This is a genomic window from Undibacterium sp. Ji83W (assembly GCF_049340385.1).
In the GTDB taxonomy this organism is placed as follows: domain Bacteria; phylum Pseudomonadota; class Gammaproteobacteria; order Burkholderiales; family Burkholderiaceae_D; genus Undibacterium.
Window position 1 is genome coordinate 114444 of sequence record NZ_JBMPOZ010000002.1, and the last position, 19422, is coordinate 133865.

The window sequence follows — 19422 nt, forward strand, 5'->3', positions numbered from 1 at the left end:
TCCTCACAGACCCAGGATCATCTGGGTGATGATGTTTTTTTGAATTTCGTTAGAACCACCATAAATGGAAGTCTTGCGGAAATTGAAGTAATACGGTGCCAAAGGTGCAGCATCATCGTCACCGACTATGCTGTGTTCAGTCTCACCTTCCAGGAAGGCCGGATCAAATGGCAGACCGTAAGGGCCAACTGCTTCTACCATCAACTCCGTCAGCCTTTGCTGGATTTCCGTACCCTTGATCTTGAGCAGTGATGCTTCCGGGCCAGGACGACCACTGTCCTGAGAAATAACGCGCAGGACTGTAATTTCCAGCGCCATCAATTCCACTTCCAGACTGGCGACCTTGCTGGCATAGACGGCATCGTCAATCAGCGGCAGGCCATTCTTTTGATGTTTGGCAGCTATGCGCTTGAGGAACTGCAATTCACGTTTGGCACGGCCTACGGCAGCGATATTCGTGCGCTCATGGCCGAGCAGGTATTTGGCATAGGTCCATCCCTTGTTCTCTTCGCCTATCAGGTTCTCTACAGGGACTTTGACATTGTCGAAAAAGACTTCATTTACTTCATGCTCTTCGTCGAGCATGATAATCGGGCGCACTGTAATGCCCGGCGTTTTCATATCGATCAGCAGGAAAGAGATGCCTTCCTGTTTGCGTACACCAGTGTCAGTGCGCACCAGGCAAAAGATCATATCGGCGTGCTGGGCCAGGGTGGTCCAGGTTTTCTGGCCATTGACGATGTAATGGTCACCATCGCGCTCGGCGCGAGTTTTCAGCGACGCAAGGTCAGAACCTGAGCCTGGTTCTGAGTAACCCTGGCACCACCAGTCTTCGCAGCTCAATATGCGCGGCAGGTAGTAGTCTTTTTGTGCCTGGTTGCCAAATGCCATGATGACGGGGGCCACCATATTCACGCCAAAAGGCAAGATGGCTGGTGTGCCAGCGCGGGCGCATTCTTCTTCAAAGATATGGCGTTGGGTGGCTGTCCAGCCTGTGCCGCCGTATTCTGCTGGCCAGCCTGTGGCTACCCAGCCTTGTTTGGCGAGTATTTTGTGCCAGCGAACAAAGTCTTCTCTGGACAGGCGTTTATGATTCAATACTTTTTGTTGCAGGTCTTGTGGAAGATTGGCTTCCAGATAGTTGCGTACCTGATCCCGGAAGGCAAGGTCTTCTGCCGTATAGTTCAAATCCATGTTGTCTCCTGTTTATAATGGCCGCCGCAAGCTATTAAAGAAAAAAGGCAGAAAAAAGCACGACCGTTCAAAACTAATTGTACATCGGATTTTGGAAATGGTGATAGTCGTGTTTTGCCGACAAATGATGATTGATTTTTAAGCTATTTTCATTGTGCAAACAATATCGGGCTGAACTAGAGAATATAAAAATAATTCTTGGGCACATAGGTTCTTTGACCTGCCCAGATTTAACAGGGCTGGCCCGGACTAGTCAGAAAATTCTACTGCACCTGTACGATGAACTGGCTACGCAAATCTTGCACCATTTTTTTGATGGTGGCTTGCATGGCCTGATGGTCCTTGGGTGTGCATACACGGCTGCCTTCCTTGCCGCTTTTAAATGTGCGTTTGATGATTACCTGTTTGTCGTTGTGGGTATATTTTGCCTGATACTCAAAAAAGGCAGTATGCACATCGACATCCTTGGGGACATACAGGATTTTTGCTTGCGCAGGGAATTGATAGACTGCTTCTTCGACGATATTGTTTTCCGGGCATACGAAATCTTGTGTTCGTTCTACTTCAGCGGTCAAGCCATAAATGTTATTGGCCATACCGGCATACAAACTGCTATTGGTGGCTATGCCAACTGTGCCGGGTAAATACGTCCAGTTATCGACTTCACCTTTTAGTTTGAATTCATATTGGTCTTCGTTTGCCTTCAGGTCACCCAGTTCCACCGTGCCGCTGCCGGTCATGCCATAGCCTTTCAGTATGTTTTCGACGGCGAGTTCCCGATCGTTGATGCGCCAGTTACTTTGTTCGTAGCGTGTGACCTCGGCCAACTGGCCTGCATCCTTGCGCGTAAATTCAAACTGGGCTGCACCTGTGGTCGTGATATTGACTTTGTAGGTGTTATTGGTTTTGAAGAATTCCGTTGCAGGGGTTTTGCCAATTTCTCCGGTCTTGGTCAATATTGCAGGTTTGTCCCACACTGAAGCAGGTAAATAGCCATGATTGACGTTGATGGCAGTTGAATCAAGATAAAGGTTCAGACTGGGGATATAGGTAATGGCATGGTTGAGCTGACCCAGGCTGGCAACAGGTGATAGTTTAAAGGAGTCGCCAGAATTGATCAGCACTGGGGTGCTGTCAATTCCTGCGGTGGCCAACATGGCCTCCATCAGACTGGTGTGGTCTTTGCAATCACCATACAGGTTGTCCAGGATTTCATCTGCATTGTGCGGCACCAGCCCACCGTTGCCGATGTACACGGCCACATATCGAATATTCTTTCTTACCCAGTCATAAATGGCATAGGCCTTGTCACGTGGATTGCTCAGGCCTTTTATTATTTCTGTGGTTTTTGCCTTTATTTTTGCATTCGCCTCTGTCGTCAGGGCTGCTGTCTGGTAATAGGCTTTGCCCAGACTGGCATAATCCGTAAAAGTGGAAACCACCAGTTGCTTTCCATAATCTGCATAATTGACTGAAGATGCTTCTATGCGTGGATTGTCTGAGGGAAGATAATCCCAGCGATACATGGTACGACCATTTTTTGTGACGGGAGATGTGGCGGCAAAACCATTTGCCTGGCTATGCAAGAGCATCTCGGCAGGCATATCATAATTGATGGTTAGCTGTTTTGTCGGAACATAACGGCCAGCTGTGTAATCGCTGAACTGGCCAGGGAACATTGCCGTTTTGCGTATTTTGCGGTGCCTTGAGTAAATCTTGTCGCCGACAGCCACTTCGGGGTAAATTGCCACCTTGACTTGCATGTCCTGAAACATGGGTGCACCACTGTATGCAGGCTCTTGCTGTAACTTTATCTGCTCTGGCTTGACATGGACTTTGCGCCCGTCAGGTTTTTCTATGTAGGCCTCCAGTAACTCCAGGGTCTCCAGGCTTTGATTAAAGTGCCACTGCCGCTGTGACTCTGATTCCACTGCACGTTCTTCGTTGATCTGTATGCAGGACTCAATGGTTTCGGTATAGCTACCGTCCTTGTTGACGACGATGGATTGTATTTCTTTCAGGATGGTGATTGATCTGTCCGTTCCATTGTCTTTAGCTGCGACTGAGGTACTGGCGAAAGTGAAAATGCAGGAAAAAACGATCAGATATTTTTTCATAAACAGGTATTTTTTTTTGGTATTGTTTGTCGTCAAATTGGAGGCTACTGCTCATTCTGACAACTTTTCTGTTCGAATGTTCAATTAAATTGCATGGGCAAAAAGGTGATTCCATGCATTGCCACGATCTGTCCCTTAGCCTGGAAGCTAAAACGTTCATAGACCGGGATGGCATTCAGGGAGGAATTGACCGTGAAACTGGTGCCATGGCCTTGCGTAGTAGCATAGCGATGAGCGCGTTGCCACAAGGCGGTAGCTAGCTTTTGCCTCTGAAATGCAGGATTGACAAACAAGTGAAACAGATGACCAAGGTCGCGCATGGCAATGAATCCGGCCAGCATCCCGCCCTGTATTGCAAGGATAAAGTGGTAGCGGCTATCTGCAAGATACGTTCGCTCTGCCGCCTCTGACACCGACTGATGAAATACTTCGGCACCGCTACCATCAGAGTTGATACAAAAGTCTTTGGCAAACAGCAGGATCAAGTCGCTGACGATCTTTGCGTCTGCAGTCAAACCAGCCCGGAAATGTAAATCAGTGCTGATTTCATTACCGGACTGTTCGCTTTTATGCATTGACCTGTCTTTGAGCGCCATAACGAACCATCAAGCCATGCGAATTGCATCAGTGGAAGTGGGTAGCGCCTGGTGTTGGTGCATCATCTGGCATCTCAGTGTGTACCAGGTCGCTGTCACGATCTGCAAACAGTGGCGTACCACAATCATCGCAGAATTCCATGGCAAAAATTTCTTCCAATTGAATGATGTCGGTGACGCCGCATTCTTGCAAGATGCCTGGGATTTCACCTGCAAGCTGCTCGTTTTCATCCAGATTGACGGCAATGATCTGGTCCTCTGCCTGGTACAGAGGCCAGACCACGCCATAGATCACTTCTGGCGCATCACGCAGGCAAAAACTGATGCGGTATTCATCGATTTGCCCTGGATTTTCCTGCTCGCCAAAAGACGCAATGATGACAGTGAACTGGTCAGCTTCTTTGCTCAGGGTTTGGGAGAGATAGAACATGGCAGAGCGTATGGTTGCTGGGCGTATCCTGATATCTGCTTCACGGCAAGCCGTGTAGTAGGATTCGGGTAATAAAAGTTCTATGCCACATCCGGGTAGCAGGCGTTTAATGCTCGCATCTGTCTGTAGCTGCCATTGCAGCAAGGCATCACTTTTGGCCTGTGCGCAATCATAAGGCGCATCTATGGTTTGCCATTGGAAGAGTGGGGCTCCTTTTTTGACTACCAGGACCCCAAGTACATAGCGTATGTCAGCCAGAAAAGGAATGGTGGGCGCGCGCTCGGCTTCTGCTGGCGCCGGCATATTTTTTAACAAGGCCAGACTGTGGCGCTCCAGCAAGGCATAGGTTTCTACATGGCTACGCGGCAATTGATCTATCGAGTACAAGCTGGGCAGCAGGCGCAGTTGAGCCTCATCAGCCAACAAATGGGCATTCAATTGCGTGTGCAGTACGCTCAGTGCTTCTGTGGGTACACTGCCCGAGGCAATTTCAAAACGCGTCCATGCCAGTATGGGGGCGGCAATCAGCAAGCTGGTATAAGTCTGCCCATCATGTTCAAACTGAGCGCAGGTGCTGACTGATTCCAGTGTTTCAGTGAGTACCTCATAACCATTGGGGTGGGTCTGGAACAAATGTTCAGTCGCTGCCTCCAGCACGTCCTGGTGATGTTGCCTGAGGCTTTTTGTCACTAGTGCATCCAGTTTGGCTTGCCAGTCCAGGTCCTCCACCCGGCTGGCAGATTGTGCAACTGCAAGCGCAAGATTGGCGACGCGCTGGCTTTCAGCGGCGAGTTTAAGGCGGTTTCTTTTTATAGGGCGACGCATACTGAAATAGTGTTGAGAGGTAAAGCCCATTGTAACGGCAATTGGCTTTACCCCCGGTGAATGGGTTTATTTCTTTGCGTACTGTGTTTTTCCAAACAAAACTTCTCTTGCCTTGTCATTGTCGAGTGGCTTGCGCAAGTCTGCCAACACTTGCACGCCACGCTGTACTGCAGGGCGTTGGCTGATGGCATCAAACCAGCGTTTAGCATTCGGGAATTCTGCCCAGTCTACACCCTGATTGGCGAATGAACGTGTCCATGGGTAGGTGGCGATATCAGCGATGCCATATTCCTCTCCTGCCAGGTAAGTAGTTTTCTCCAACTGTTTATCGATAACACCGTAGATGCGCTTGGTTTCATTGGTATAGCGGTCAACGGCATACGCTATCTTTTCGGGAGCATACATCCGGAAATGATGGGCCTGACCCAACATAGGGCCAACACTGCCCATCTGGAACATCAGCCATTGCAGCTCATTGTATTTTTCCCTGTCGGTTTTTCCAAGGAATAAGCCAGTTTTACCAGCCAGATAAATCAGGATCGCACCAGATTCAAACAGGGCGATAGGTTTGCCATCGGGGCCATCGGCGTCGACGATGGCAGGTATTTTGTTGTTAGGTGAAATCGCCAGGAAATCAGCTTTGAATTGATCGCCAGCGCCAATATCAACTGGAATGGCGCGGTAAGGCAAGCCGCATTCTTCCAGCATGATGTGTACTTTGTGTCCGTTTGGTGTCGGCCAGGAATAAACGTCTATCATTGCTTCCCTCTTTAATGGGTTGATGAAAACAGCAAGTATCCATTATGCATAGATTCATGCGTTTGCGCTTTAATCCAAAATAAAAGTGCTACACCCGCATCTGACATGTTGCATCAACGGCTTTCTACTTCGGTTGTATACTCACCACTCGCCAAGCATAAACACAACATGAAAAAAACTGCACTGTCGTCTTTATTTGCCCTGCATATTGCGGTATTTTTATTTGGTACTGCGGGCGTGCTTGGCAAGTCGCTGACGGTCAGCTCTTTATTGCTGGTGTTCGGACGCACTTTGTTTGCCGCTTTGTGCCTTATACCTGTGCTGGCGTATCAGCGACAATTGCATTTTCGCGATATCTCAAAGAGTGTTGTCCTTTGTGGTTTTTTGCTGGCTGTACACTGGCTGACTTTTTTTGCCTCACTCAATTTTGCGCCAGTTGCTTTTGGCTTGATGGGCTTTGCCAGCTTTCCTTTATTTGTGGCATTGCTGGAACCCTGGTTTTTTAAAGAGCCGAGGCAGACACATGACGCCTGGGCCGCCATATTTGTAGTCGTCGGTATGGTAGTTATGGTCAGCGCCACATCATGGGGTGATGGGGCTATTTATGCTTTAGGCTTGGGTATATTATCCGGCTTTAGTTTCGCCTTGTTGGCAATGGTGAATCGCTGGCAGGGTGGGCATATTCCCCCATTTAAACTGGCGTTTTTGCAAAATGGTGTGGCAGCTATTTTGCTTTTGCCTTTGATATTAGTGACAGGTGATCTGGCAGGCAACAGCGCACAAACCTGGTCGGGATTGATTTTGCTGGGTGCAGTGTTTACAGCCTTATCCCATGGTTTGTTCATGTTCAGCCTGCGTTATTTATCCACCAGTTTCGCCAGCATCGTGACTTCGCTGGAGCCGGTGTATGGCATGTTGCTGGCATTCCTGTTTTTACAAGAAATGCCTGGCATGCGTGAATTTGCTGGTGCTTTCATCATACTAGCGGCTACTGCTTACGCCAGTTATCAGCATCAAGTGCACTAGCTTATTCTTGCTGCTAGCTTTCCATTCAACCTTTCCGTTTGTATCTTTTTAGCACTTATTTTAATTGCGTCATGAAGTAGATAAAATAATCTAGACAAAATTATCTAGACCATATAATCTACATCTTAATCAATTATCTACGAGAGCAAGATATGGGCAAAATCATTTCACGTAAACCGACGACAGCAGAGTTGGATTTGTTGCGTCTGATGTGGCAATTGGGGCCATCAACTGTCAAGGATGTACATCAGGCAGCGGTGCAAGACAGGCCCGAACTATCTTATGCAACCGTATTGCGGCTCATGCAGGTCATGCATACCAAAGGTTTGCTTAGCAGGGATGAAACCCAGCGCTCACATGTGTATGCCGCAGCGCAGGCACAAGATTCCCTGCAAACCAATCTGCTGAAAGATTTGATCCATAAGGCTTTTTCAGGATCAGCCAAAGACTTGGTCATGGCAGCTTTGCGTGGCCATGTCAGTAAAGAAGAACGGGAAGAAATTCAAAAATTGCTGAATGAGGACAAAAAATGAGCCAATTTTTTCAACAAGCTGTCAATGCGCTTGGTTGGGCATTATTGCATTTTGTCTGGCAAGGCCTGCTGATCGCGCTGCTATTGGCTGTGTTGTTGAATTTTATAGCGTCCGCTCACGCCAGGACACGTTATGCCACTGCGTATATTGCCCTGATTACTTGTATCTGTCTTCCAGTCAAAGAGTTTTTCTTCAGGATGAGTGAAAAATACGCGGGTAAAGAGGTGTCGGCATTGAGTGAAATACCGATTCAACTTGGGCTTGATACCACATCAATCTGGCTTGATTTCATGACTTGGCTGGACGTGCATATGAACGATATTGTAGTCGCATGGATGATATGCGTCGCAGTTCTGGCTATACGCATGTGTATGGGCTTGCTTTGGTTAGCTGCTTATACCCAGCCCAATCGCAGCAAACCTGACCCATTCTGGCAGGCGCGTATCGATCAGATGAGCCATAAATTTCATATCCGCAGACGGGTGATATTCAGGGTAGTCGAAAATTTGGATTGCCCTGTCACGGCAGGTATAGTCCGCCCCATGATTTTGTTGCCAGCGGCAATGCTGACCGGCATGCCAGTTGATTTGCTGGAAATGCTGCTGGCCCATGAAATGGGTCATATCAAGCGTCATGATTATTTATTGAACCTGATTCAGACTGCGATAGAAACACTGCTGTTTTACCACCCGGCAGTGTGGTGGATATCAAAGCAAATCCGTAGTGAGAGAGAAGAAATTGCGGATGAAATAGCCGCAAGGGTTACAGGTGAACCACGACGTCTCGCTCTTGCACTTTCTGAATTGGCCAACTTCCAATTCACAACACCCCAACTAGCCCAGGCGGCGCATGGAGGAAATCTTATGTCTCGTATTAAACGTTTGCTTCAACCTGAAGTTAAAAATGCCAGTGCTCGCGGTATCCTCGGCTTGCTTGGTGTGGCGGCAACGACGGTGGTGTATGCAGGCCAGGCTTTGACTTCCTCGTCTGATGCGATTGTTGCAGAAGTGGCGACGAATATTCAATCAGCTGCAAACATACAGTTGTCACAGCAGGTCAATGTGCAATACCTGCTGCAGGAAAAAATGGGCAATCCGGTTTTTGTTTCTTCTTCAAAGCAAGAAATCAAACTGGCTCTACTGCAACCCAAGCCAAAGACTATAAGCAAGATACCGGCGACCGCTGTTCCTGAGACTGAAAGTCAGGATGCTCCAGCCGATAAAAGCGCGGACGCAGCACAAGAACTAAGCAAGCCTGATACTGAAAAAACGCCGGAGCCGGAAAAACCCAAACAAATTGATGCAGCTATTGCCAAGCCAAAATTTTCATATGATTTTTCAGCCTGTTATCCGGCATACCCGCGTAGTTCTTTAAGGAACAACGAAAGCGGCGCGACCTCCCTGCTTTTCAAGGTAGGTACAGACGGAATCATTGATAGCGTAAAAGTGGCTAGTTCCAGTGGTTTTTTTAATCTGGATAATGCGGCAGCACAGGCTTTTCAGGGGTGCAAGGTAAAGCCAATGCAAGTAGACGGAGCGGCTGTCGCAAAAAATGTAAAAATCCAATTTATTTGGCAGATTAAAAAATGAGAATTTTTTGCTCTCAGTTTGCACACGCTTGTAATTGAGCTGCCTATTAAAATATTTTGGGATGATATCAAATGAATGAGTTGCTACCAGTCGTCGTCAATGCCTTGGGGCGGGCTTTATTGCATTCTATCTGGCAAGGAAGCCTTGTTGCATTGGGTTTGGCTTTATTCCTGAGTTTAATTGGTAGTAATCATATCAGAGCGCGTTATCTGGCCAGTTATTTGGCTTTGATAGTCTGCATGGGACTCTTTGTCAACGAATTCTGCTTGCGTGTTTTTACTCCTTTCGCTGAGAAGATTGTTCCGACTCTGAATCAAACCATCACCAGTCAGGTGTGGGTATCGAATGACTTGTTAAGTCTGTCTTCGTGGCTGGAAACACGCATGGAGATGATCGTCATCGTATGGTTGAGTTGCGTAATTTTGCTAGCTTTGCGCATGTGTGCAGGTTTGCTATGGATAGATAGTTATACGCAGCGCAATCGTAGCATGGCTCATCCTTTGTGGCAGGCACGAGTCAACCGCATGGCTGAACAGTTTCAAATCCAGGGCAAAGTCTTACTCAGGGTGGTCGATGATTTACACAGCCCTTTGGCCGTCGGCGTTCTTCGCCCGATGATTTTGATACCAGGAGCAATGTTGACGGGTATGCCAACTGATTTACTGGAAATGTTATTGGCGCACGAAATGGCACATATCAAACGGCATGACTATTTACTGAATCTGATTCAATCGCTCATAGAAATGATTTTGTTTTACCACCCTGCAGTTTGGTGGATATCGAGACAGATTCGTAATAACAGAGAAGAAATTGCGGATGATCTAGCCGCAAGAGTCACAGGCGAACCGCGGCGTCTTGCTCTTGCACTTTCTGAATTGGCCAACTTCCAATTCATAACCCCTCAACTGGCCCAGGCGGCCCATGGAGGAAATCTTATGTCCCGTATCAAACGTCTTGTCAAACCTGAAGTAAGAACCGCGAACTGGAAGGCGACATTTTTTATTCTTGGCCTGGTATCAAGTTCCTTGACCTTGTTTGCTCATGCCAATGTCTCATCTGCAAATGGTGCAAAAGAAACTGGCACTGCAAAAGAGGCTAGTGCTGCAAAACAGCTTTACAGGGATGATGAAAAGAAAGGTGACAAAAAGCCCGTCATCGATTTTGCCAAATGCCGTCCCATGTATCCGAGAGAATCTCTGAATAAAAAAGAGTCCGGGCGGGTGCAGATGTCAGTGCTAATTGGGGCAGATGGCGACATACTGAATGCCAAAGTAGATCGTTCCTCTGGCCATCGGATGTTGGATAATGCGGTAGTAGATGCATTGAAAACCTGCAAGGAAAAAGCGACACCAGGCAAAATCAATGGTGAGTATGCGCAAATCTGGACAAAAGTGCAGTTTGTCTGGAAATTGGAGTAAGCATGCTTTGCCGGTGGTAGCTGGTCTGCCACCGGCTTTTACCCAGGATAATGAATATCACAGTGAGTATCGATGAATTTACGCTATTTCATATTTTTTATTGTCGCACTTGTTTCAGCAGGTGTGCAAGCGGGTACGTTGCCAACTTATCCCTTCATCCACGTCAATGGAAGTGCCACCATTACTTTACCTGCCAACATTGCCGAAATGGATTTTGAACTGACATCTTTCGAGGCCAGTGCAGATGAAACGCTGACACTGTTAAATGTACAATCCAGTGAAGTGCTGGAATTTTTGTCAGGCCATCAGATTATCGCTGCAGATATTGAAGCGCATGACACCAGGAAATTAGTCAGCGCGAACGAGATGCAGGCAAACGACCAGCGCCTGCAACGTCATCGCCTGATCAGAACTTTCCATGTCTACGTCAAAAATCTGGAGCAATGGAATGCCATGACGCAATACCTGCTTTTCAGGCCGTATCTGGGTAATTTTTCGGTGCGGTTTGGGCGTACAGACTATACGGAAATTGAGCACCAACTGACATCTAAAGCGGCAGAAAATGCCAGGGACAGGGCCAGAGAATTGGCCGCTGGCTTCGCTGTAAAACTGCTGGGGCCAACGGCAGTTTCAGAGCAGGCTTTGAGCCGGATAGACAGTGAACTAGGGTTGGATGGAGCCAGGCTCGTGCAAAATAACGCCGGGTCAAGTGTCAATGCGGGCGACAAACCTACCATGAACGATCTGTCACTGCCTGGCGCATTGATGTACAAAAAATCTGTTAATGTGATTTATCGTACCAAATAAAATCAGATGATAGTCTCGTGCGCAATTCATGTTGTTATCGAATTGCGCACAAAGTCAATCTGGTCTTGATTGCTTAAGAACGGGTAATCGGCAAGCCCAGATCTTCAGTCAGGCTGATGTACTTTGCCAGTTCCAGTTTTGCAATCGCATTTCTGTGTACTTCATCCGGGCCATCTGCCAGGCGTAAAGTGCGATTGCCAGCCCATTGCGCCGCCAGCGGGAAATCGCCAGAAACACCGCCAGCACCATGGGCCTGTATGGCCCAGTCCAGCACTTGCTGGGTGACATTCGGTGCCAATACCTTGATCATGGCAATTTCTGCCTGTGCATGCTTGTTGCCGACCGTATCCATCATGTACGCAGCCTTCAGCGTTAACAGGCGCGTTGTATCGATTTGTATGCGTGATTCGGCAATACGTTCGCGCCAGATGCTTTGCTCGGAAATTTTCTTGCCAAAGGCAGTGCGGCTGTTCAGGCGCTTGCACATCAATTCCAGCGCGCGTTCTGCGACACCTATGGCACGCATGCAGTGATGGATGCGGCCAGGGCCAAGACGGCCTTGGGCAATTTCAAAACCACGGCCTTCACCTAAAAGGATATTTGATGTCGGCACACGTACGTTTTCAAACAGGATTTCACAATGACCATGTGGTGCGTCATCATAACCAAACACAGGAAGAGGGCGGACCACGGTAATGCCGGGAGTTTTGGCATCCACCAGTATCATCGATTGTTGTGAGTGGCGCGCAGCGTTGAAATCAGTCTTTCCCATCAATATATAAACGGCACAACGTGGGTCACCAGCACCGGATATCCACCATTTGTGGCCATTGATGACGTAGTCATCGCCATCGCGGTCTATGCGTGTTTCTATATTGGTAGCGTCAGATGAGGCAACCCCAGGTTCTGTCATGGCAAAGGCAGAGCGGATTTCGCCGCGTAACAAAGGTTCCAGCCATTGCTTCTTATGTTCTTCACTGCCATAGCGTTCTATGGTTTCCATATTGCCGGTGTCAGGTGCCGAGCAATTGAATACTTCTGGTGCCCAGCTTACACGCCCCATGATTTCGCACAGAGGTGCGTAATCGAGGTTCGACAAGCCTTCTGGCGCACGTACTGATTTTGGCAGGAATAAATTCCACAAACCTTGCGCACGTGCTTTCGGTTTTAAATCTTCAATGATCTGGGTGGCGATCCAGCGATTGCCTTTTTCAAGGCCATTGCGGTCAATTTCTTCCTTGTAGGCTTTTTCATTGGGATAAATATGCTCATCCATGAAACGCAAGAGCCGGCCTTGCAAGTCTTTACAGCGATCTGAGTATTCGAATTCCATGATGTCTCCAATGATATTGTCGTTTTTGCGCTGCTTTGGAACTGAGAGAATGTGCTGTCTGAATAAATGATTACTTTTTAGCGTAGCTCCAGCCCAGTTCAGCCATGGGGCGAGCCGCTTCGCCAGATTTCTTGGCCTGGGCGCTGGACGCTGTGCCATCAACATAGCGTTTCATGATGCCTTGCAAAATCCCGGCCATACGGAACAGGTTATAAGCCAGGTAGAAATTGAAATCTTCCTGACGTATGGTTTTACCTGTGCGTTCGCAATATTTGGCAATGTATTCCTGCTCATTGGGGATGCCCAATTCCTTGTGATCAAGACCGGCAATGCCACGGAACTGGCCAGGCGTAACATGCCAGCTCATGCAGTGGTAAGAGAAATCAGCCAGTGGATGACCGAGTGTTGACAGTTCCCAATCCAGTATCGCCATGATGCGTGGCTCAGTCGGGTGGAACATCATATTGTCGAGACGGTAATCGCCGTGCACGATGCTGGTGTCGTCACCAGGCGGAATATTGTGTGGCAGCCAGGCTATCAGATTATCCATGGCTTCTATTTTTTCAGTCTCGGAAGCGCGATATTGCTTGGTCCAGCGGTCTATCTGGCGGGCAAAATAATTGCCAGGTTTGCCATAGTCGGCCAGACCGATGGCGGCATAATCAATGGTATGCAATTGCGCGATGACGCGATTCATTTCGTCGTAGATTTCGCCGCGCTGAGCGGGCGTCATACCGGGCAGCGATTGATCCCATAGCACACGGCCATCGACAAATTCCATGATGTAGAAGGCGCGGCCTATAACATCCTCATCCGCACACAAGGCATATTGGCGCGCTGCCGGGAAGCCTGCCTTGTTCAAGGCATTCATGACCTTGAATTCACGTTCTATGGCATGGGCAGAAGGCAGCAGTTTCGCGACTGGGCCAGGTTTGGCGCGCATAACATAACGCTGATCACCCGCACTGAGTTTGAAAGTCGGGTTGGACTGCCCCCCCTTGAATTGCTCGACCACCAGCTTGTCTGCCAGCGTAGCGTCAAAACCTTCCACATGCTGACGCATATAGTCTGCCAATGCCGCTACATCAAATTTCTGGCGTTCGGCTACTGGCATGGTGCCCATGAATTCTTCAAACATCGGTGTCTCCCAATTGTTTCAGTTTTTGTATGATCTTACTCCTGGCACAGGTGGATGTGCTGGATGAGCTGAAACTATTCTAACTCAAATAATAGAACGTTCGTACTATTTATTGTTTGCTTATGATATTTGCTCATTTTTTGAATGACTGCATTGTTGAAAGTTAGCGAGCTGTCCAGTTGAACGTAGAGAGCCGGTCATGTGCGCACCGTTGCTTTGAGCCTCACGCCTTACTCTGATGTCCTGCCTTCCACTTCCATTACTACAATCTATTAGTTATCCTAGGCGTGTTTTTGACGATACGCGCTGTATAAGAAAACGCGACTTTTTAGTAGCTTGTTGCTGTGCCTGGTTCAATGCCGCAGACTTGTATTTCCTCTATAACTTTGCCATACAAGGAAATATACATGCTCAAACATATCCTCGTCAGCCTCGCCATCTTGTTATTCACTTCTATGCCAGTGGCCGCAGCGCCTGGCTATGTGATTATTGATGCCAGAAAACCTAATGTGACAGTGTATACCTCAACACCCAAGTCCTTGTCTGAAGCTGAGCTCGATAAGGTAAGGGCTGCAGTGCGCCCGCAAGCTGGCGTCAGCATGGAAGCATGGGATACCTTCAAAAACAATTTGAATCTATATGTAGAAGCCAGGATACAGAAGAATGACTATCCCGAGCTGCGTACCAAGGAAGGATTGATGGCCTTTCTTGAAAAGTATGAAGGCATGCCCTTAGGTCTGGCATGGAACGGTGGTATCGCTTTTACTTACAACGACTACGCGTATACGCAAAAAACTTACCAGACCTATTTGGAAAAGCCGGATTCTGTGACGAGAATAAGCGACAGGAAACGTGACCCTGTTCATCCGGCTAATCACTTTGGGCCGTTGTTGTCGAATCTGTTCGATTAGAACAGTGGCTTATTCATTGCAATATCTTTTGCTCAGAGTCGGGGGCTTAGTGCAGCCTGATAGCGTACGTGCATGGGGTGCACGGCGGCTGAGGTTCGAATTCCCTCACCCTGATCAGTTGAATGGAGCCTTAAATTCGTGCTGGACATCTTCAGAGTTGTGCATTGAGATTATTTTCAGTATAGAAAGAGCCTGCAATTTTTTAATTGCAGGCTCTTTCTATTTTATCTTCAACAATTTCCTGGTAGGGTAAGTCTTAGAGCAAACTATATGTTCAAAGCAGATTTAACACCCCATCCAGCCCGACAAAATTCAGGGCCACATCTGCCTGTGCACGCACCACAGGCTTGGCCCTGAATGCGACTGACAAGCCAGAAATTTTCATCATCTTCAAGTCATTCGCGCCGTCACCCATGACGATGGCCTGGCTGGTGGAAATGTCCATCTCAGCACAGACGCGTTCCACGGTTCTCTGTTTTTCGTCGGCGTCAACGATAGTGCCTATGACTTTGCCAGTCAATTTGCCGTCTTGGATTTCAAGTACATTGGAGTGGGTGTAGTCCAGATTCAGGCGTGATTTCATGCGGTCGGTGAAGAAAGTAAAACCACCGGATACCAGCAAGGTCTTGAGGCCAGCTTGCTGTATGGTCTTCAGCATCTGGTCTGCGCCCAGGGATAATTGCAGGCGTTCGTCATATACGCGTTGCAGGGCGCTGGCATCCAGGCCTTTGAGCAGGGCGACGCGGCGGATCAGGCTTTCCTGAAATTCCAGCTCGCCGCGCATGGCTGCTTCGGTGATTTTTGCTACCTGCGGTTTCAGGCCCTGCATGTCAGCGATTTCATCGATGCATTCTATGGTGATCAGGGTTGAATCCATGTCCATGGCGACCAGTTTGAAATCGGCCAGAGCAAGATGCTGATCCAGAGCCGTGACATCCAGTTGGGCAGCGAAGCAGCGTTCGCGTATCGCGCTCAAAGCCTGTTCATCACATTCTGCATCGTCCAGGCGCACTGCCTGGGCATTCAATTGCACCAGTTTTGCTCTGGTCTGGCTGGCGATATCTTGAACGAGTGCTGCGTTATTGCTGAGTGTGTTGTTCAGGCCTTGTATGGTCAAATGCATTGTCTTCTCTTTTTATTCAATTATTTATTCGATTATTTAGTGCAGTGCCTTGATGGTAGCCTTGATCTGGGCTACGCGGCTGGCGAGGTCGGGCATGGCTGCTGTGATGCGCAACTTGTCCTGGCCATTGAGTTTGATGTGCTTGTTCTTTTGCACCAGTTCTATGATGCGCATGCCGTCTATCGGCGGCTTGGGTTCAAACTGCAGGGTCGCGGCTTCGCTATGTGCGTCAATCTTGATAATGCCCAGTGGCTTGGCGGCAACGCGCAGTCTATGTGTTTCCAGCAGCGATTTTACAGGTTCTGGCAGTTTGCCAAAGCGGTCTATCATTTCTTCCTGCATGTCATCTATGCCATTGGCGCTACTGCAATTGGCCAGGCGCTTGTAGATGGACAGGCGCTCATGCACGTCACCACAGAATTCATTCGGAAGCAGGGCAGGGATGTGCAGGTTGATTTCTGTCGTCGTCGATAATGGCGCGGCCAGATCAGGTTCCTTGCCATTTTTCAGCGAGCGTACTGCCTCACTAAGCATGTCGGAATACATCTGAAAACCTATCTCATGCATTTCGCCAGACTGGTTATCACCCAGCACTTCACCAGCACCACGAATTTCCAGGTCATGCATGGCCAGGTAAAAGCCGCTACCCAGTTCTTCCATCTGCTGGATAGCTTCCAGGCGACGATTCGCCTGTTTGGTCAGGCTTTGTACATCATGCACCAGCAAGTAAGCATATGCCTGGTGATGCGAGCGACCGACGCGGCCGCGCAACTGATGCAATTGCGCCAGGCCAAATTTGTCTGCTCTGTGCATGATGATGGTGTTGGCGGTTGGTACGTCGATACCGGTTTCGATAATCGTGGTACACAGCAAAATATTATGACGCTGGGCCACAAAGTCTCGCATGACCTTTTCCAGGTCGCGCTCATGCATCTGGCCATGTGCCACGACTACGCGCGCCTCTGGCAGCAGGGCTTCCAGCATGGCCTTGCGGTTTTCTATGGTCTCGACTTCATTGTGCAGGAAATAGACCTGACCACCACGTTTCAGTTCACGCAAACAGGCTTCACGGATGACAGAATCATCTTCGCCGCGTACAAAGGTCTTGATTGCCAAGCGTTTTTGCGGCGCGGTAGCAATGACAGAAAAGTCACGCAAACCTTCCAGTGCCATGCCCAGGGTGCGCGGTATAGGTGTTGCTGTCAGCGTCAATACATCGACCTCGGCACGCAAGGCCTTCAAGGCTTCTTTCTGGCGTACACCAAAGCGGTGTTCTTCATCAATAATCACCAGGCCAAGGCGCGAGAATTTGACGTCGCCAGACAGTAATTTATGCGTGCCAATGACGATGTCAACAGTGCCGTCGCCCATGCCCTTCATGGCGATACTGATTTCCTTGCCAGAACGGAAGCGCGATAATTCAGCAATTTTCACTGGCCAGGCGGCAAAGCGGTCAGCAAAAGTCTGGGCGTGTTGTTCGGCCAGCAGGGTGGTAGGTGCCAGGATGGCGACTTGCTTGCCACCCATGACTGCTACAAAGGCGGCACGCAAGGCCACTTCTGTCTTGCCAAAACCAACGTCGCCGCAGATCAACCTGTCCATGGGCTTGCCCGAGGTCATGTCGCCAATCACAGCGGTGATGGCGGCTGCCTGGTCTGGCGTTTCATCAAAGCCAAAACTGTCGGCAAAGGCTTCATAGTCACGCGCGGAATATTCAAAGGCATGGCCCTGGCGCGCCGCACGGCGGGCATACAGGTTAAGCAGTTCGGCGGCAGTATCGCGAATTTGCTGTGCAGCTTTTTTCTTGGCTTTTTCCCACTGACCAGAACCCAGGCTGTGCAAGGGCGCATCATCTGGCGAAGCACCGGAATAGCGAGAAATGACATGCAGTTGCGATACCGGCACATATAGCTTGGTATCTTTGGCGTATTCCAGATGCAGGAATTCGGTTTCACCTTCGCCCAGATCCATGCTGATCAGGCCCATGTAGCGGCCTATGCCATGGTTGCTGTGGACGACGGGATCACCGATTTTCAATTCTGACAGGTCGCGCACCATGTGCTCTACCTGGGTAACTGCTTCCTGCTTTTTGCGGCCTATGCGCTTGCCACTGCCAGCATACAACTCGGCTTCGGTAATAAAAGCCAGACCATCGGCCAGCACAAAGCCAGCGTGCAGGGGCGCGACACCCAGCATGAGCTTGGCGTCTGCCGTGGCAAAGTCGGTATAGCCTTCACACAGGCTCAGGCGTATATCGTATTCAGTGAAATATTGCTGCAAGGTTTCGCGCCGGCCCAGAGTCTCGGCGCAGATCATTACGCGTTTATCTGTTTGCAGCAGGAAGGAGCGCAAGTTCGTCAGCGGATCATCAGCGCGACGATTGACGGCGATGTCTGGTAAAAAGCTGGACACTTCGGACGCGGCAGCAGCCTTGTCTGCTTCTGCGATGGTCCAGCGTGCCAATGGTTTCATGGCGGCAAAGAAGTCTTCATCGCGTAAAAACACAGTTTCTGGTGCCAGCACCGGACGTTCGCGATCGGACTTTAAAAACTGGTAGCGTGAGCGGGTATCGTTCCAGAAGCGTCTGATAGCATCATCTATATCACCCAGCAGCGCAAAATGTGGCGCTTCAGGCAGATAATCAAACAGGGTAGCAGTTTGTTCAAAGAACAGCGGCAGATAATATTCTATACCGGCTGAGGGTATGCCATTGCCTATGTCCTTGTAGATGCTGGAACGTGAAGGATCACCTTCAAAAGTTTCACGCCAGCGGCTACGGAAGGCAGCGCGCGCTGGTTCATCCATAGGGAATTCACGCCCCGGCAGCAGACGTACCTCCGGCACAGGGTAGAGCGAACGCTGGGTGTCAGCATCAAAGGTGCGTATGGTTTCTATGGTGTCGCCAAACAGGTCCAGGCGGTAAGGCAGGGCCGAACCCATGGGGAACAAGTCTATCAAACCACCGCGCACAGAATATTCGCCCGGCGACATGACCTGGTTGACGTGGCTATAACCTGCCAGGGTCAGCTGGGTTTTTAGCTTCGCCTCATCAAGACGGTCACCTTTTTTAAAAAAGAAGGTGTAGGCTGCCAGGAAAGAGGGCGGTGCCATGCGCAATAAGGCGGTTGTCGCCGGTGCCAGCAAGACATCACAATTGCCATTCTGGATTTCATGCAGGCTGGCCAGACGCTCAGACACCAGATCCTGATGTGGTGAAAAGGCGTCGTAAGGCAGGGTTTCCCAGTCCGGCAGCAAATGGCAGCGTAATTCCGCATTAAACCAGGGGATTTCATCCAGCAAGCGCTGTGCATCTCCCGGGTTGGCTACAAAAATGGTCAGCATGCGCTTATCAGCCTTGAGCGCAGTCGCTGCTTGCGCCAGGGCATAAGCATCGGAAGAACCATGCAAATTGGGGAGTGCCAGTTTATGGCCGGGTTTTGCTAAGGATTTGCTGAAATCAAATGACATTGCGGCGATATTGCGGCTATATAAGTGAATTAGGTGAATGCTAAGTGGGTGCCGTAAAAGCTGCTTACGGAACAAGATACGCGGTTAAAATGAGCGCCTAATTATAAACGAAGGGGCTCTTTCATATTGGAGCAGCTTCAAGAGCTTGTGACATT

At 49.2% G+C, this 19422-nt stretch carries 15 protein-coding genes; 6 read left to right on the forward strand and 9 right to left on the reverse strand.

What is annotated here, in order from left to right; translation table 11 throughout:
* Positions 1 to 3: 3 nt before the first annotated feature.
* The 5 genes from ACO0LD_RS04715 to ACO0LD_RS04735 all read right to left on the reverse strand — a co-directional run bounded on the left by ACO0LD_RS04715 (position 4) and on the right by ACO0LD_RS04735 (position 5921).
* Positions 4 to 1194: an acyl-CoA dehydrogenase family protein gene (locus tag ACO0LD_RS04715; RefSeq protein ID WP_423004253.1), complete on the reverse strand. Its 1191-nt coding sequence runs from the start codon at positions 1192 to 1194 to the stop codon at positions 4 to 6.
* 263 nt (positions 1195 to 1457) lie between these two features.
* A complete protein-coding gene (locus ACO0LD_RS04720) occupies positions 1458 to 3311 on the reverse strand; it encodes a DUF3857 domain-containing transglutaminase family protein (protein WP_423004255.1) in 1854 nt (617 codons plus the stop codon).
* Between the two features lie 80 nt (positions 3312 to 3391).
* Entirely contained in the window at positions 3392 to 3886 is a 495-nt protein-coding gene (locus tag ACO0LD_RS04725; protein WP_423004257.1) for a GNAT family N-acetyltransferase, read from the reverse strand.
* 49 nt (positions 3887 to 3935) lie between these two features.
* Entirely contained in the window at positions 3936 to 5162 is a 1227-nt protein-coding gene (locus ACO0LD_RS04730) for a DUF2863 family protein (RefSeq protein WP_423004259.1), read from the reverse strand.
* 66 nt (positions 5163 to 5228) lie between these two features.
* A complete protein-coding gene (locus tag ACO0LD_RS04735) occupies positions 5229 to 5921 on the reverse strand; it encodes a glutathione binding-like protein (protein WP_423004261.1) in 693 nt (230 codons plus the stop codon).
* Between the two features lie 168 nt (positions 5922 to 6089).
* Between ACO0LD_RS04735 and ACO0LD_RS04740 the strand changes: the two genes are divergently transcribed.
* The 5 genes from ACO0LD_RS04740 to ACO0LD_RS04760 all read left to right on the forward strand — a co-directional run bounded on the left by ACO0LD_RS04740 (position 6090) and on the right by ACO0LD_RS04760 (position 11294).
* The gene (locus tag ACO0LD_RS04740; RefSeq protein WP_423004263.1) at positions 6090 to 6947 is read left to right on the forward strand and encodes a DMT family transporter; all 858 of its coding nucleotides are present in this window, start codon (positions 6090 to 6092) and stop codon (positions 6945 to 6947) included.
* A 152-nt stretch (positions 6948 to 7099) separates the two neighbouring features.
* On the forward strand, positions 7100 to 7480 hold the full coding sequence (locus ACO0LD_RS04745) for a BlaI/MecI/CopY family transcriptional regulator (RefSeq protein WP_423004265.1): 381 nt from the start codon (positions 7100 to 7102) through the stop codon (positions 7478 to 7480).
* Positions 7477 to 9069 (forward strand): TonB family protein, encoded by a 1593-nt coding sequence (locus ACO0LD_RS04750; protein WP_423004267.1) that lies wholly within the window; start codon positions 7477 to 7479, stop codon positions 9067 to 9069. The genes ACO0LD_RS04745 and ACO0LD_RS04750 overlap by 4 nt, the downstream gene beginning before the upstream one ends.
* 71 nt (positions 9070 to 9140) lie before the next feature.
* Positions 9141 to 10487 (forward strand): TonB family protein, encoded by a 1347-nt coding sequence (locus ACO0LD_RS04755; protein WP_423004269.1) that lies wholly within the window; start codon positions 9141 to 9143, stop codon positions 10485 to 10487.
* 72 nt (positions 10488 to 10559) lie between these two features.
* The gene (locus tag ACO0LD_RS04760) at positions 10560 to 11294 is read left to right on the forward strand and encodes an SIMPL domain-containing protein (RefSeq protein ID WP_423004271.1); all 735 of its coding nucleotides are present in this window, start codon (positions 10560 to 10562) and stop codon (positions 11292 to 11294) included.
* Between the two features lie 73 nt (positions 11295 to 11367).
* Here ACO0LD_RS04760 and ACO0LD_RS04765 read toward each other — a convergent pair whose 3' ends face one another.
* Positions 11368 to 12627, reverse strand: coding sequence for an acyl-CoA dehydrogenase family protein (locus ACO0LD_RS04765; RefSeq protein WP_423004273.1), 1260 nt, complete (start codon positions 12625 to 12627; stop codon positions 11368 to 11370).
* Positions 12628 to 12697: 70 nt separating this feature from the next.
* Positions 12698 to 13765 (reverse strand): phosphotransferase family protein, encoded by a 1068-nt coding sequence (locus tag ACO0LD_RS04770; protein ID WP_423004275.1) that lies wholly within the window; start codon positions 13763 to 13765, stop codon positions 12698 to 12700.
* A 407-nt stretch (positions 13766 to 14172) separates the two neighbouring features.
* Here ACO0LD_RS04770 and ACO0LD_RS04775 point away from each other — a divergent pair, with 407 nt between their 5' ends.
* The gene (locus ACO0LD_RS04775) at positions 14173 to 14676 is read left to right on the forward strand and encodes a hypothetical protein (RefSeq protein WP_423004277.1); all 504 of its coding nucleotides are present in this window, start codon (positions 14173 to 14175) and stop codon (positions 14674 to 14676) included.
* Between the two features lie 274 nt (positions 14677 to 14950).
* Here the strand turns inward: ACO0LD_RS04775 and serB are convergent, their stop codons facing one another.
* Both serB and mfd read right to left on the reverse strand, forming a co-directional pair.
* Positions 14951 to 15799 carry a phosphoserine phosphatase SerB gene (gene serB, locus ACO0LD_RS04780; protein WP_423004279.1) on the reverse strand — a complete coding sequence of 283 codons (849 nt, stop codon included), beginning with the start codon at positions 15797 to 15799 and terminating at the stop codon, positions 14951 to 14953.
* Positions 15800 to 15835: 36 nt separating this feature from the next.
* Positions 15836 to 19267, reverse strand: a complete 3432-nt coding sequence (gene mfd / locus ACO0LD_RS04785) for a transcription-repair coupling factor (RefSeq protein ID WP_423004281.1) — start codon at positions 19265 to 19267, stop codon at positions 15836 to 15838.
* Positions 19268 to 19422 lie beyond the last annotated feature (155 nt).

Excerpts from the sequence above, each read along its gene's own strand:
- ACO0LD_RS04715 (WP_423004253.1), bottom strand. The coding sequence starts at position 1,194 with ATGGATTTGAACTATACGGCAGAAGACCTTGCCTTCCGGGATCAGGTA.
- ACO0LD_RS04720 (WP_423004255.1), bottom strand. The coding sequence starts at position 3,311 with ATGAAAAAATATCTGATCGTTTTTTCCTGCATTTTCACTTTCGCCAGT.
- ACO0LD_RS04725 (WP_423004257.1), bottom strand. The coding sequence starts at position 3,886 with ATGCATAAAAGCGAACAGTCCGGTAATGAAATCAGCACTGATTTACAT.
- ACO0LD_RS04730 (WP_423004259.1), bottom strand. The coding sequence starts at position 5,162 with ATGCGTCGCCCTATAAAAAGAAACCGCCTTAAACTCGCCGCTGAAAGC.
- ACO0LD_RS04735 (WP_423004261.1), bottom strand. The coding sequence starts at position 5,921 with ATGATAGACGTTTATTCCTGGCCGACACCAAACGGACACAAAGTACAC.
- ACO0LD_RS04740 (WP_423004263.1), top strand. The coding sequence starts at position 6,090 with ATGAAAAAAACTGCACTGTCGTCTTTATTTGCCCTGCATATTGCGGTA.
- ACO0LD_RS04745 (WP_423004265.1), top strand. The coding sequence starts at position 7,100 with ATGGGCAAAATCATTTCACGTAAACCGACGACAGCAGAGTTGGATTTG.
- ACO0LD_RS04750 (WP_423004267.1), top strand. The coding sequence starts at position 7,477 with ATGAGCCAATTTTTTCAACAAGCTGTCAATGCGCTTGGTTGGGCATTA.
- ACO0LD_RS04755 (WP_423004269.1), top strand. The coding sequence starts at position 9,141 with ATGAATGAGTTGCTACCAGTCGTCGTCAATGCCTTGGGGCGGGCTTTA.
- ACO0LD_RS04760 (WP_423004271.1), top strand. The coding sequence starts at position 10,560 with ATGAATTTACGCTATTTCATATTTTTTATTGTCGCACTTGTTTCAGCA.
- ACO0LD_RS04765 (WP_423004273.1), bottom strand. The coding sequence starts at position 12,627 with ATGGAATTCGAATACTCAGATCGCTGTAAAGACTTGCAAGGCCGGCTC.
- ACO0LD_RS04770 (WP_423004275.1), bottom strand. The coding sequence starts at position 13,765 with ATGTTTGAAGAATTCATGGGCACCATGCCAGTAGCCGAACGCCAGAAA.
- ACO0LD_RS04775 (WP_423004277.1), top strand. The coding sequence starts at position 14,173 with ATGCTCAAACATATCCTCGTCAGCCTCGCCATCTTGTTATTCACTTCT.
- serB (WP_423004279.1), bottom strand. The coding sequence starts at position 15,799 with ATGCATTTGACCATACAAGGCCTGAACAACACACTCAGCAATAACGCA.
- mfd (WP_423004281.1), bottom strand. The coding sequence starts at position 19,267 with ATGTCATTTGATTTCAGCAAATCCTTAGCAAAACCCGGCCATAAACTG.